The organism is Nonomuraea terrae (assembly GCF_004348995.1).
Classification (GTDB): domain Bacteria; phylum Actinomycetota; class Actinomycetes; order Streptosporangiales; family Streptosporangiaceae; genus Nonomuraea; species Nonomuraea terrae.
The window spans coordinates 18,458-31,682 of record NZ_SMKQ01000013.1; the positions used below are offsets into that span (position 1 = coordinate 18,458).

Here is a 13,225-nt window from a genome sequence, read left to right on the forward strand (position 1 = left end):
AGCCCTTCAGGCAGGACGTGGTCGGCCCTGCACGATGTGCCGCCGGGTGACGAGTCACCGCCGGCGGGATGATGGTGATCACTGCGCCGGCCGAACAGGCCGGGCGGGCGGACAGCGCGATGGAAAGGGACAGGGCGGACGTAGGGGTCAGAGGGTGAACAGGGTCTGCACGGCGACCGCCGCGGCGCCCCGCGCCCATGCCTCGAAGGGCAGGGGCCGGATGGTGAGCGGGCAGTTCGCGGCGGCGGCGAACGCCTGCGCCACGAAGGTCTGCCGGATCTGCTCCTCGAACAGGTCGTAGTTGGCGAGGCCCTCGCCCGAGACCACGACGCGCTCCGGGCCGACGAGGTTGACCATGGCGGCCAGCCCCAGCCCTATGGCGTGCCCGGCACGGGCGAAGACCTCGCGGACGCCCTCGTGGCCGCCGCGGGCCAGGGCGACGGCGTCCTCCATGGTCAGGTCGCGGCCGGCGGCAAGGCGGGAGGCTGCCACGATGGCCTCGGTGGAGGCGATGGCCTCGACGCAGCCCCGCCCACCGCAGTGGCACGGCGGTCCTCCACCGGCCACCGGGACATGCCCGATCTCGCCGGCCACGCCGTACGCGCCGGAGACGACCTGCCCGCCGACGACGAGGCCGCAGCCGATCCCGGCGCCCACCGTGACGAGCGCGAAAGACGCCGTGTCCACACCTTCTCCGAACCACTGCTCGGCCACGGTCAGGGCTTTGACGTCGTTCTCCAGCGTGGTGATCAGGCCGGTCGCCCTGGTGAGGTGGGCGGCCAGCTCGACGTCGTTCCAGCCGATGAAGGGGGAGTAGCGGACCTTGCCCGAGGCCCGGTCCACGTCGCCCGACAAGGCCACCCCCATGCAGTGGGTCCGTTCGCGGTAGGCGGCGTTCTGCCCGAGCAGGTCGCCGACCAGGTCGACGATCTGGGCCGCGACGTGGTCGAACACGTGGGAGTCCAGCGCGCGGTGCCGGGAGTGCAGGATCTGCGCCCGCAGGTCGGTGACCACGCCGATCAGCTCGTCAGAGGTGATCTTGATGCCGACGAAGAACTCCCGGTCGGCGCGGACGGCGAGCGGGCTGGCGGGCCGGCCGGCTCCGGTCGCCGCCCGCTCGCGGTTGGGCAGCTCCTCGATGTAGCCGGCGTCGATGAACGGCCGTGCCGCCTTGGTCACCGCGGCCTGCGACAGCCCGGTCATCCGGGCGATGTCGACGCGCGAGATCGGCCCGCGGGTGAGGACGGTGGTGATCACGGTGGCCTCCGCGGGGCTACCGATGGAACCCCGGGTGAACGTCGGCGGCTGAAACATGATCGTAACGTAGAAGCATTAATTAATTCTGTCAAGAATTGAATTACAGGGTGGGGGCGTGCCGCTTGTCGCTCTGATCAGGACCTTGCTGTCGCGGGCAAGGGCCGGCTGCGCACCCAGGCTCGATCTGATATATAACTAATAGAACAGATCGAACTAGGAGGGCGCATCATGCTGCAGATAGAGATCCACCGGGAAATGCTGACGGTCCACTTCGCCCCGTGGACGCGGTTGTTCACCAGGACCGGCTCCGTGAGCGTGCCGCTGACCCAGATCGCCGAGGTGGACCTGCTCGACCGGCCGCTTGGAGCTGCCACGGGCGTGCGCTACGGCCTGCTCGTCTCCGGCGTCATCAAGATCGGCACCTGGACGTCTCTGAGCGGGGTCAAGCGTCTGGTCGCCGCCCGCCGGCAGGTCAGCGGCCTGCGGATCGTCCTGAAGAGCCGGGCGTCGCACCACGACGAGCTGATCCTCAGCGTTCCCGACGCCGCACACCTTCACCGCCGGCTGATCGCGGCGACGGCATGAACATCGAGGTGCGCGGCCTGACCAAGGCGTTCGGGCCGATCACCGCCGTCACCGACCTCAGCTTCGAGGTCGAGGCCGGCAGCGTGACCGGATTCCTGGGGCCCAACGGCGCCGGCAAGAGCACCACGATGCGGATGATGCTGGGCCTGGTCGCGCCGGCCTCCGGCACCGCCACGTTCGGCGGCGACCGCTACGCCGACCTGCCTCACCCGTCGGCCACCGTCGGAGCCGTGCTGGACAGCGCCGGCTTCCACCCCGCTCACACCGCCCGCGACCATCTGCGGGTCTACGCCCGCATGGGCGGGTACGGCACGGCCCGGGTCAATCAGGTGGCCGACCTGACCGGGGTGTCGGCCTTCGCCGGCCGCACCACGCGCATCCTGTCCACCGGCATGAGGCAGCGCCTCAGCCTGGCCACCGCGCTGCTCGGTGATCCACAAGTGCTGTTGCTGGACGAACCGAGCAACGGCCTCGACCCCGAAGGCATCGCCTGGCTGCGTTACTTCCTCCGCGAGCTGGCCGCCGACGGCCGCACCATCCTCATCTCCAGCCATGTGCTCGGCAAGATCGAGCACATGGCCGACCACGTGGTGGTGATCCGCGACGGGCGGCTGGTCACCACCGGACCCGTCACCGGCCTGTACGGCTCAGCCACCGTGCTGGTCCGCTGCGCGCAAGCGGACCGGTTCGCCGCCGAACTGATGGAGAGCGGGGTCCAGGTAGAACGTCCGCGACCGGATCTCCTGCGCATCCACGGCCTGAGCACCGCACAGGTCGCCACCGCAGCGGCCTCCCACGGTGTCACGCTGCGCGAGATCACCCGCGAACAACCCACCCTCGAACAAGTATTCCTGCACCTCACCGGAGGTTCCCGATGACCGCGCTGCCGGCCGCGCTCCTGGCCGCGGAGTGGACGCGCCTGACCAGCACCAGGCTCTGGCTGTGGGGTCTGCTGGCCGCGCTGGGCAGCGGAGCGTTCGTCGGCCTGCTCGCACTCGCCGGGCCGGAGAACTTCACCCCTCCGCTGCCCGGCCTGGACACCGCCCAAGGCACCCACGTGCTGCTGGGCCTGCTCGGCTGCACGGTCTTCGCCCCCGCTCTGCTCGGCACCGTCGCCGTGTCCTCGGAATACCGGCATCGGACCATCACCACCACGACGTTGTTCGCTCCCAGACGCTGGACCTGGCTGGCGGCCAAGCTGGCGGTCTACACCGGGGCTGGGCTCGCCTACGGCGCTGTCGCCGCGATCGTGGCCGGCGGCGCTCTCTTCGGCGTGGCCGTGCTCAAGGGCATCACGCTTGGCCTGCCGACCGTCACGGTCGCGGCCTTGCTGGCCCGCATCGCCCTGACCATGGCGGTCTACACCCTGCTGGGCGTCGCCGTAGGCGCCCTCCTCCGCAACCAGGTGACCGCCCTCGTCGCTGTGGGCGCCTACTTCTACATGATCGAGACCGTGCTGATGCTCATCCCGGGCATCAAAGAGCTCTATCCCTATCTCCCGGGCGGAGCCACTGCCGCACTGACCGGCTTCACCTATCTGGCGGACGCCCTGGCCGGCCAGACCGGTACCTCCGCGGCCCACCTGCTGTCCGCGCCGGCAGGTGCTGCCGTGCTGGTCTGCTACGCCCTGATCGCGATTGCCGTCGCCGTGGCAGCCCCGCTGCGGCGAGACATCATGTGAGAGCCGGATGGTCGACCGGCAGGGAGTGTCCAGTGATCGGGCTCTGTCTCTCGCTTCCCTGTTGCAACGTCACAGGCGTCGGCCGACGGTGAGGACGACCGACCAGTGACGGGTGAGACGTCCGTCCGGGCGTACGGCGAGATGGCGGCGTATCTCCTGGTAGAGGTGTTCGCGCTTGGCCGGCTCCATGGCGATGTGGCCGGAGAACGTCTCCAGCAGGGCGATGTATTCATCAGCTGTGTAGCGCGATGCCCATACATAGAGCTTCGTCCCGACCACCGTGAAGTGCCCGGAGGCGTCGAACTCGGCGGCGACGGGGTCGGTCTGGTCCTCGGGTGGTGGCGGTGGCCACGGGCCGCCGTGGCCTTCGCCGATCTCCTCGTAGACCTTCTGGATCTCGGTGAAGAACGGGTCGAAATCTGCCGGCATCGCGTGGTCGGCGTTCCACACAGCCAAGTGGCCGCCCGGGGTGAGAAGGCCGGCTGCTTTCGCGTACTTGACCTCCGGGTCCACCCACTTCCACGCCGTGGCCGCGTAGGCGAGCTCGAAGCGGGCCCCCGCCGGGGGCGCCCACTCCTCGAATGACGACGTGATGACGGAGACGTCGGAGAATTCGGCGAGGCGGTGCCGGGCCTCGGCCGCGAGGGCGGCGCCGATTTCGACAGCGGTGATCCGGAAGCCCCTCCGCGCCAACGGCAGCGTGGCTTTCCCCGGGCCGCATCCGACTTCGAGCAGGTGCGCGGGTGGCGTGGCCCCGGTGATCGCGAGCAGGTCGGAGTACAGCTCGGCCGGATAGTCGGGACGTGCGTCTTGATAAGTGGCAGCCGCTCGGTCGAAGGTGGCTCGCAGCCGAAGATCGCGGGACATGATCCGATCCTGACGGTGCGGCAACGCCGCTGTCACCTGTGTTTCCCGCTCTGGCCGGATGCCCCGACCTGGGACGTTGCGACCCGACGCAGGTTCACCGGGGCAGGAGGCCGAGGGGGTGCTGATGCAGAGAACGCCATTCGACAGGAGACATCCTGATTCGCCTCTCGGTTGTGACGCTTGCCGGCATCCGCCGTTCTGCCGCTGGTGGGATGGCCGGGGGAGCCGATCACACAGGTGGCGGGCTCTCCTGAGGAGCCCTGGCAGCCGCGCGGTCGTGGCACACCGTCCATCGACGTGCCGGGTGAGGCTCCCTTTCCGGTGACCTCTTCGGCGACGTGGCGGTGGAACGACGAGGGCCGGGAGAGGCGGCGGCTCGCCGACGGGGCCGACAGCTCCGCCGCCTGGCGGTCGCGGGGCTGCTGAGCCGCGACCTCCTCCCGCACGTCCTCAAACAGGAAGGCCACTGATCTCATGAACGCTCGGCTCGACGTTCCCGTGCTGTCCGGATCCAGCGTGCGACTGGAGCCGCTCGCGATGAGGCACGCCCCGGATCTGGCGCGCGCAGCCGAAGAGGACCGCTCCTCCTACGACTTCACCGTGGTCCCCCGTGCCAATGAGATGCGATCCTGTCTGCAGGCCCAGCTCGACCGCCCAGGGCTGACCCCCTTCGCACAGGTGCGCGTGCGGGACGGGAGGGCGTTCGAGGTGCTGGGCGTGACCCGCGTAGACCTCAAGACCGATGCCCGTAATCAGCGGTCGCGCCGGGCGATCGAGCGCCTCGGCGCGCACTTCGAGGGCGTGCTGCGCAGGTGGTCGCCCTCGTGGGCGCCAGGTGAGGAAGGCCTGTTGCGGGACTCGGCCTTGTTCTCCGTGATCGCCCCGGAATGGCCGGCCGTCAAAGCCGGGCTGCAGGAGCTCCTCGCCGTCGCGACCACCGGCCGGCCGGGCGCGTGACACACGCCGCGGGCCATGCTCGGCGCCTTCCTGCGCCCGGCGCTGAAGTGCTCGGGTCTCGACCCGCAGGCACTCGCCCGGCGTTCGGTGCCCTTCTCGGGTCTGTCGGCTGGGCTCGGCAGGCGGTGGGCGTATGAACCTCGACGTTCGCGACCCGAGCGCGGCGCGGCGCTGCGTCTCGGCGGGGTCGTCATCGACGTAGCCGGCCTCGAGCTGCCGGCCGAATGCTGGAGCCGGCTGCTCGGGTAGGAGATCACCCGCCGGGAGGACGGGTGGATCAGTCTCGGCCCCGGTCTGGCTCTCCAGCGTGGCCCGAGGCCAAGACCGTGGCGCGCTCGCTGCCCCACAGATGAGTCAGGACGGTACCGATCTCCTCGTCGGCGTCCCATCCGCGTCGGTCCGCTTCCTGCGCCGGTCACTGGCGGAGGGGCCAGGCGCCATAGGCATTCCCTATGGCGCCTGCTGACATTTCGTCTTTGTGTCTCGTTCTTTTCCGGACGTACCGTAAAAGAGCTCGACGAGGTGCTCACCGCGATTTCTCCGAAGATTCGCGCTCTGCGCACGTCGATTCTTTTTCGTCGAGCGGACGAACACGCGACGGAAAGGGCCGGTGGCATGACCACGATCGGAAGCGGATCGGGAACGCGAGAACTCGCGGGAAAGCGGGCCCTGGTCACGGGCGGTTCCCGCGGAATCGGAGCGGCCGTCGTGCGCCGGCTCCTGGACGCGGGCGCCGAGGTGCTCACGACCGCCAGGTCGGCGAAGAGCACGGTGCCGGAGGGGGCCACCTTCGTGGCGGCCGATGTGCGGACACGGGCTGGAGCCGAGGCGGTCGCCGCGGCCGCGCGCGAGGCGCTCGGCGGGGTGGACATCCTGGTCCACAACGCGGGTGGGGCGCGACCGCACAAGGACAGCTCGGCCATCCCCGACGAGGAGTGGCAGGACGCGCTGGACCTGAACTACCTGGCGTCGGTGCGGCTGGACTCCCTGCTGACACCGGAGATGCGGGAACGGCGTTCGGGGATGATCGTGCACGTCTCCTCGGCCGCTGCGCCCACCTCGGTAGGACCGTTCCTGCACTACACGGCGGCGAAGGCGGCGCTGGAGAACTACAGCCGGGGACTGGCCTTGGAGCTCGCCCCGTACGGGATCCGGGTCAACACCGTGAGTCCTGGCAGGGTCGCCACTCCCGGCGGCGAAGCAACGCGGGAGCAGTGGGCGCGCCTGGACGCGGCGCCGACAGGCCAGGACAACCCCGCCGTGCCGCTGGGGCGTGATGGTCAGCCCGACGACATCGCCGACGCGGTGCTGTTCCTCGTGTCCGGCCGGGCGAGCTGGCTGACCGGCAGCAATCTCGTCGTGGACGGCGGCGAATTCCCCAGGGGTTGACGCCGACGGCATTCCAGAACGCCATTTTCGACGGAAGAACTTATCGAGTCGCGCCGAAGTGAAAATCCGGCACACATCACCGAATCTTGAAAGAACGAAAGAGTCTGGCATGGACAAGTACAGCGACAAGAATGTAGTGATCACGGGCGGCGGCAGCGGCATGGGGTTCGCGATGGCGAAACTGCTGGTGGACGGCGGAGCCCGCGTGGTGATCAACGGTCGTTCTCAGTCCACGCTCGACGCCGCGCGGGAGCGGCTCGGCAAGAACGTGGTGGCCGTGCGGGGCGATGTGGCCTCACTGCCCGACCTTGATGCTCTGGCTGACCGGGTCAAGGGCGAACTCGGCACGATCGAGGCCCTGTTCGTCAACGCCGGCATCGCACCCCTCACGCCCTTCGAGTCGACGACCGAGGAGATGTACGACGAGCTGTTCGCGATCAACGTCAAGGGCGCCTACTTCACCGTGCAGAAGCTGGCGCCGCTGCTGAGCACGGGCGCCGGCGTCGTCCTCACCACCTCGATCGCGAACGTCATCGGCATGCCGGAGATCAGTGTCTACGCGGCCGGCAAGGCGGCGCTGCGCTCGATGGCCCGCACCCTCTCCCGCGAGCTGCTTCCGCGCGGAATCCGTGTCAACGCGGTCAGCCCCGGTCCCATCGACACGGGAATCCTGGAGAACACGATGAGCGAGGAGGCCGCCGAGCAGTTCAAGGCGCAGCGGGTCGCGGACAATCCCATGCGGCGTTTCGGCACCCCCGACGAGGTCGCCAGGGCGGCAGCATTCCTCGCCTTCGACGCCACTTACACCACCGGCGCCGAGCTCGTCGTGGACGGAGGCGCTACCCAGCTCTGAGCCGGCCCTGCCGTCCATGGGCTCAGGCCCGACCACGACCGAACGAGAGGTTTCATCATGACCGTCCAGGGATCGTCCGCCGTCGTTCTGCGCGCGCATCGTACGGATCTGGCCCAGCCGCCCAGCTCGTTGCTCGACGTGGTCACGCTTCCCCCGCAGGAGCCGGCCGCCGGCCAGGTGCGGGTGCGGAACCTGTTCCAGCAGGTGATCGCGGCGAGCGGCGACCTGATGTTCGAGACCACCCAGATCCCGGTGCCCACCTTCCGGGTCGGCGAGCCGATCTACGGCACCGCGATCGGCAAGGTCGTCGAGTCACGTGCCGACGACCTGCCGGTGGGAACCGTCGTGCTGCACATGTCGGGCTGGCGCGAGGAGAGCATCCTGGGGCCGGGCGAGGCGTTCCCCGTGCCCGACGGCGTCTTCCCCGGTCCCGAGTACCTGCTCAACCAGGGCGTGCCCGCCTACCATGGCATCGTCGACATCGCCGCCGTCGGTGAGGGGGACGTCGTCCTCGTCAGCGGAGCCGCCGGCGGCGTCGGGTCGATGGCCGCGCAGATCGCCAAGGCGCGTGGCGCCGCGTACGTCATCGGCATCGCCGGCGGACCCGAGAAGACCCGTTTCCTCGTCGAGAAGCTCGGCCTCGACGCCGCCATCGACTACCGCAACGAGGACCTCGACGACCGGCTCGCCAAGCTCGCCCCCGACGGGATCACCGCCTTCTTCGACACCATCGGCGGCTCCCCGTTCGAAGCAGCACTCCGGCACACGGCGTTCGGCGCCCGCTTCGCGCTGTGCGGCACCCTCGCCGGACAGGTCGGCGGAGGCGACGGCGGGCATCCCCGCCTCGACATCATGACCGCGATCGTCCGCGAGGTGCAGATCCGGCCCTTCACCACCGGGCACACCCCCGACCAGGTCCAGGCCTGGAACACCCACTACGCCCAGTGGTACGCCGAAGGCCGGATCAGGTTCGCGCACACGCTCCTCGAAGGCACCCTCCAGCGCGCCATCACCGCCCAGGACGAGCTCCTCGCCGGAGTGCACCGCGGCAACGTCATCGTGCGGCTCGCCAGGTAGGCGAGCCGCAGCTCGTCGGAGAACGGGTCATCGGGCGAAGACCACTGCACCGGCGGCCCGGCACTCCCTTTGCGGCCGTCAGGACACCGGTGAGAAGGAGGCGGTATTGTACCAGGCCTCCTGACGCAGGAGTTCGAGCAGGGCCGTCTCCGCCGGGCCCGCGGCGGCCCGGACCACCGCGATGACGGGCTGGGACACGACCGGGAACACCGGGCGAACGAGGTGCTCGTGACCGGGGGGCACCGCGGAGGCCGGGACGAGCGTCACCCCCAGCCCGTGAGCGGCCCAGCGCACGGCCGTCGCCGTCTGGGACACGCGGGCGACCGTGGTCGGGGTCAGCTCGTTGTCCCGCAGCACGTTCAGCAGCACGCCGTCGAGTGCGCTTTCGCGGTCGAACCTCACCCACGGCTCCCCCTCCAATTCGCGCAGCTCGACCCGGTCCGCGGCGAGCTGCCGGTGCCCGGCGCCCAGCACCACGACGAACTCCTCGTCGCCGAGGTGGTGGGCGTCGGCGGGGGACCGCTCGCACGCCGCCATCAGGGCGAGGTCCAGCACCCCCCGGCGGCACAGCCGCTCCAGCTCGGCGGAGCTCGGCTCCTCGAAGACGGTGACCTCCAGCCGCGGGAAGCGGCGACGCAACGCGCCCAGCGCGCCAGGCAACTGCCGCGTGCCGAAGCCCATCTGCGCCGCGACCACCAGCTCGCCCACCAACTCCTCGGCACCGGCTCGCGCCGTCGCCCTCGCCCGCCGCGACGCGCTCACCGCGACCTCCGCCTCCCGCAGGAACGCGCGGCCGACCACGGTGGGCACCAGTCCGGTCGGCGTGCGGGTGAACAGTTTCACGCCGAGTTCCCGCTCCAGGCCGCGGATCTGCTGGGACACCGACGGTTGAGCGACGTGCAGCAGCTCCGCCGCCGCCGTCACCGAGCCCTGCTCGGCGACGGCCAGGGCGTACTCGAACTGACGAAGGCTCATCGGCTCCCGTCTCCTCCCTGCGATGGACCGCGGTCCACCTCGTCGTCATCGTCGTCATCGCGTAAGTCAGCCGGTGCAACGCGAGGAGGATCGGAACTGATTCCTGCGTCAGCACCGAAGCGGGCCGGACCGCGCGATGCACTCGGGCCATCCGGTTACGGACTTGCTGGGGTGAGCTCAAGCGACAGGGCCACCGCCGCCGGAAAACCGATTGAGCCTTGCTTCCGCGTTCCCGTAGGTTGCCTGCGGCACCGTCGTAGTGAGGACAGAGGACAAACCGCGTGACCCCGCCTGCTCTTCAGATCTGACACCTTCTTCCGCTCACCTTCAAGCCGACCCTCTCGTCGGCTCTGACGGGCTGCCCGTGTGCGCCCGGTCATCCAGCGTTCGAGGCCGCGCGCAATCGGTCTCGTGTCAGGTCTAGAGAGATCATGTCTTCACAACCTCATACTGTGCTGCCCTGGGTCGTTCGTCGGACCCGGCTGCCGCTGCTGTCGTTGCGATGCGTGGACTGCCGGTCGGAGTCGGCCACCACCGGCGAGGGCAGATTCCGCGTCAACGCCAACCGCAAGCTGCTGGACGTGTGGCTGCTGGTCCGCTGCGTGTCCTGCGATCGGACGAGCAAGCTCACCGTGCACGAGCGAACGCCGGTCAGCTCCTTCGATCCGGCCGAGCTCGACGGCTACCACGCCAACGATCCGGAGCTGGTGGCGTCCAGGTTGTTGGATCCGCTGCTCGCCCGGCGCAACCGCTTCACCCTGGACTGGAAGGGGGCCTGGCGGCTGGACACCCCGTCGGCATGGCTCGACGAGGCATGGCCGGTCCAGGTGGAGGTCGTTTTCGAGGATTCGGTGCCGCTGCGCCCGGAGCGGCTCGTCGCGCAGGGGCTCGGCCTCAGCAGGAACGAGGTGCTGCGCCGGATCAAGTGCGACATTCCGCTGCGCCGTCCGACGAGCTCCGGGTTCACCTTCACCGTGATGGCCGGGGACTAGCGAGGACGTAGCCGCGGCGCGCGATCCCCTCAACCATCCGTGCGAAATACGCCCCGTCCAGCGGCGGCTCCGGTGGCATGGAGCCACCGCTGGACCGGCCACGGTGTGCGCGGAGCGGGCCGCCATCACCGCCCTGATGGACGCATGCGTCGACCAACGTCTGTACGTAGTCGTCGAGGCAGCCTTCCGATGGTCTGCCGGTCGCTCATGCGGTTGGACCTTCGGCTACGGGGCGATGAACCGTCCGGGGCAGCAGGGCCATCAGCCCCACCAGTGCGGCGGCGGCCGGGGCGTCCCAGAACAGCACGTCGGGAATCGCCGCGGCGGTCACTGCGGGGGTCGCGACGCGGTTCACGAGTTCGCGGGAGAGAAGCATGCCGAAGACGGCCACGCCGAAGGAGAGACCCAGACCACGGACGGACACCACGGCGGAGGTCACCGCGGCCAGATCCGCCGGGGAAGCGGCGTTCTGCGCGATGACCACCAGGTTCTGCATCAGCAGTCCGAAGCCGACGCCCAGCACCGCGAGCTCCGCGGCGAGCACGACGTAGGGAGTGTCCGGGGTGAGCCGGCTCAGCAGCGTGAATGCCAGCACCACGATCGCCGATCCGGCGATGAGGTACGGCTTGAAGCGGCCGCTCTCGCCGATGCGGGCACCGGCGAGCGAGGAGACCGCCATGAACGTCAGGACATAGGGGTTGAGCGCCAGGCCCGCCTGGGTGGCGCCCATGCCGTACGCGGCCTGCAGATAGGTGGGCAGGTAGACGATCGAGCCCCCGAGCAGCGCGCCCAGCAGCGCGGTGGCGGGCAGCGCCACCCGCAGGACGGGATCGGCGAAGAGCCGCAGCGGCAGCAGCGGGTTGGCCGCGCGGCGTTCCCACCACACGAACAGCGCCACCGGCAACACCGCCGCCCCGACCAGCGCGAGGATCACGCCAGAGTTCCACGTGTACGTGCGCACGCCCCATTCGGCCACCAGCAGCAGGCTCACCGTCGCGCCCGCGATCAGCACGGCCCCCGGCAGGTCGACCCTGCTGTCCTCGCCCGCCTTGGGCAGTCGCAGCGCGAACGTGGTGAGCGCCATGCCGAGCAGGCCGAGCGGCAGGTTGACGTAGAAGATCCAGCGCCAGCCCCAGGCGTCGGTGATGGCGCCACCGGCGAGCGGCCCGCCCACGCTGGCCAGGGCGAAGACACCGCCGGTGAAGCCCTGTACCTTGCCGCGCAGCCGCTGCGGGTACAGCTCCGACAGCGCGATCGTGGGCAGTACGAACAGCGCCCCGGCGCCGACGCCCTGCAGGGTTCTGGCGGCGATCAGCTGGGGCGTCGTCTGGGCCGGGCCGCACAGGGCAGAGCCCGCGACGAAGACGGCGATGGCCGTGGTGAAGACCGTGCGACGGCCGAACCTGTCGCTGAGCCGGCCGTAGAGCGCCCCGATGGCGGTCGAGGCCAGCACGTAGGAGGTGACGATCCAGCCGATCGCGTTCATGTCGCCCAGGTCGGCGGCGATGTCCGGCAGGGCGATGGCGACCACGGTCTGGTCCAGGACCGACAGCAGCATGCCGATCAGCAGGCCGGCCGTGGCGAGCGGTACGTTGCTCGCCCGTACCGGAGTCTCTGTGAGGTTCGTCGACACCGCGGCCTCAGCCCGCCGCCTGCGCGGTCAGGTCGGCGGCTGGGCCGCCGTCGACGATGACGGCGTCGTACATGTCTGCCTCCGTGAGCAGTGATCGCTTGACGTGGAGGCAAGTCTGCATGTTAATGTCAACATGAAGTCAAGTGATTCGATGCGGATCGGGGAACTCGCCGAGCGGTTCGGCCTGGCCCCGCACGTCCTGCGGCATTGGGAGGCCATGGGCCTGCTGGCCCCCGCCGCCAGGGTCAACGGCCGCCGCCGCTACACGCACGACCACCTCATCCGCGTGATGACCATCATTCGCGCCAAAGCGGCGGGGATGAGCCTGGAGCAGATCCGCGAGATCCTCACCAGCTCCGGCCAGGCCGAGCGGCGTACACTCCTCCAGCGGCACCACGCGGAACTGGAACGCAGACTTCAGGAGATATCGGCTTCGAAGGCGCTGATCGAACACCTCATGCGATGCACGGCCGACGACTTCACCCAATGCCCCACCTACCGCCGCATAGCTGAGACCCCGACCGCACTCCAAGGCCTGCACGCGAGCGACTGCGTGATCTGAACGGTGCCCTCATCGCCCTGCTGGAGAGATTCACGCTGGGGGAGTGGTGGCCAGTCCGGTCCGGTCGCGGGGTGTACGAGGGTGACGCCGGCCTTGGGGCCGGCCGCGCGGAGCCGCGGCGGACCGCGGCTGCGTTGGCGTGGCGGGTTCGTCGGTCTCGCCATGGTGGCGAGAGGGAGGGCAGCCAGTATCCGCGCGGAGCGTGTGCAGGGGCGTCGACGGCGGCGTCGTGGGTGAGAAGTTCTCCGACTGAGGCGCTCAAGTAAATCTACAATGTAAAGGGCGGGGCTGAATACAGCCGTACCGCAACGGGCTTCGCCCGTACAACTTCAACAACAACACCAAGGATCGAAGGGCTCGGGAACGGTGGACGTTTTCCTGGTTCTCCTGGTGACCG

General features: G+C 69.6%; 14 protein-coding genes. 10 read left to right on the top strand and 4 right to left on the bottom strand.

The window, feature by feature from the left end; genetic code table 11:
- Positions 1–147 precede the first annotated feature (147 nt).
- Positions 148–1,314, bottom strand: a complete 1,167-nt coding sequence (locus E1286_RS07335; RefSeq protein WP_132610026.1) for an ROK family transcriptional regulator — start codon at positions 1,312–1,314, stop codon at positions 148–150.
- A 171-nt stretch (positions 1,315–1,485) separates the two neighbouring features.
- Here E1286_RS07335 and E1286_RS07340 point away from each other — a divergent pair, with 171 nt between their 5' ends.
- Genes E1286_RS07340 through E1286_RS07350 form a run of 3 tightly spaced genes read left to right on the top strand, consistent with a single transcriptional unit; the run spans position 1,486 to position 3,523 of the window.
- Positions 1,486–1,842: a hypothetical protein gene (locus E1286_RS07340; RefSeq protein ID WP_132610028.1), complete on the top strand. Its 357-nt coding sequence runs from the start codon at positions 1,486–1,488 to the stop codon at positions 1,840–1,842.
- Positions 1,839–2,720, top strand: coding sequence for an ABC transporter ATP-binding protein (locus E1286_RS07345; RefSeq protein WP_132610030.1), 882 nt, complete (start codon positions 1,839–1,841; stop codon positions 2,718–2,720). Before E1286_RS07340 ends, E1286_RS07345 begins: the two co-directional genes overlap by 4 nt.
- Positions 2,717–3,523, top strand: a complete 807-nt coding sequence (locus tag E1286_RS07350; RefSeq protein ID WP_132610032.1) for an ABC transporter permease — start codon at positions 2,717–2,719, stop codon at positions 3,521–3,523. The genes E1286_RS07345 and E1286_RS07350 overlap by 4 nt, the downstream gene beginning before the upstream one ends.
- 69 nt (positions 3,524–3,592) lie before the next feature.
- Here E1286_RS07350 and E1286_RS07355 read toward each other — a convergent pair whose 3' ends face one another.
- Positions 3,593–4,390 (bottom strand): class I SAM-dependent methyltransferase, encoded by a 798-nt coding sequence (locus E1286_RS07355; protein ID WP_132610034.1) that lies wholly within the window; start codon positions 4,388–4,390, stop codon positions 3,593–3,595.
- 474 nt (positions 4,391–4,864) lie between these two features.
- Between E1286_RS07355 and E1286_RS07360 the strand changes: the two genes are divergently transcribed.
- From E1286_RS07360 to E1286_RS07380, 5 genes are all read left to right on the top strand, one after another.
- Positions 4,865–5,347: a GNAT family N-acetyltransferase gene (locus E1286_RS07360; protein WP_132610036.1), complete on the top strand. Its 483-nt coding sequence runs from the start codon at positions 4,865–4,867 to the stop codon at positions 5,345–5,347.
- 15 nt (positions 5,348–5,362) lie between these two features.
- A complete protein-coding gene (locus tag E1286_RS07365) occupies positions 5,363–5,596 on the top strand; it encodes a hypothetical protein (RefSeq protein WP_132610038.1) in 234 nt (77 codons plus the stop codon).
- Positions 5,597–5,962: 366 nt separating this feature from the next.
- A complete protein-coding gene (locus tag E1286_RS07370) occupies positions 5,963–6,736 on the top strand; it encodes an oxidoreductase (protein ID WP_132610040.1) in 774 nt (257 codons plus the stop codon).
- Between the two features lie 109 nt (positions 6,737–6,845).
- Positions 6,846–7,589 carry an SDR family oxidoreductase gene (locus tag E1286_RS07375; protein WP_132610042.1) on the top strand — a complete coding sequence of 248 codons (744 nt, stop codon included), beginning with the start codon at positions 6,846–6,848 and terminating at the stop codon, positions 7,587–7,589.
- Positions 7,590–7,646: 57 nt separating this feature from the next.
- A complete protein-coding gene (locus E1286_RS07380) occupies positions 7,647–8,666 on the top strand; it encodes an MDR family NADP-dependent oxidoreductase (protein WP_132610044.1) in 1,020 nt (339 codons plus the stop codon).
- A 78-nt stretch (positions 8,667–8,744) separates the two neighbouring features.
- Here E1286_RS07380 and E1286_RS07385 read toward each other — a convergent pair whose 3' ends face one another.
- Entirely contained in the window at positions 8,745–9,641 is an 897-nt protein-coding gene (locus E1286_RS07385) for a LysR family transcriptional regulator (RefSeq protein WP_132610046.1), read from the bottom strand.
- 452 nt (positions 9,642–10,093) lie between these two features.
- On the opposite strand from E1286_RS07385, the gene E1286_RS07390 reads away from it, so the two are divergent.
- Positions 10,094–10,633 carry a DUF1062 domain-containing protein gene (locus E1286_RS07390; RefSeq protein ID WP_246074549.1) on the top strand — a complete coding sequence of 180 codons (540 nt, stop codon included), beginning with the start codon at positions 10,094–10,096 and terminating at the stop codon, positions 10,631–10,633.
- Positions 10,634–10,838: 205 nt separating this feature from the next.
- Here E1286_RS07390 and E1286_RS07395 read toward each other — a convergent pair whose 3' ends face one another.
- Positions 10,839–12,266 (bottom strand): MDR family MFS transporter, encoded by a 1,428-nt coding sequence (locus E1286_RS07395; protein ID WP_132610050.1) that lies wholly within the window; start codon positions 12,264–12,266, stop codon positions 10,839–10,841.
- 151 nt (positions 12,267–12,417) lie between these two features.
- Here E1286_RS07395 and E1286_RS07400 point away from each other — a divergent pair, with 151 nt between their 5' ends.
- A complete protein-coding gene (locus E1286_RS07400) occupies positions 12,418–12,828 on the top strand; it encodes a MerR family transcriptional regulator (protein WP_132610052.1) in 411 nt (136 codons plus the stop codon).
- Positions 12,829–13,225 lie beyond the last annotated feature (397 nt).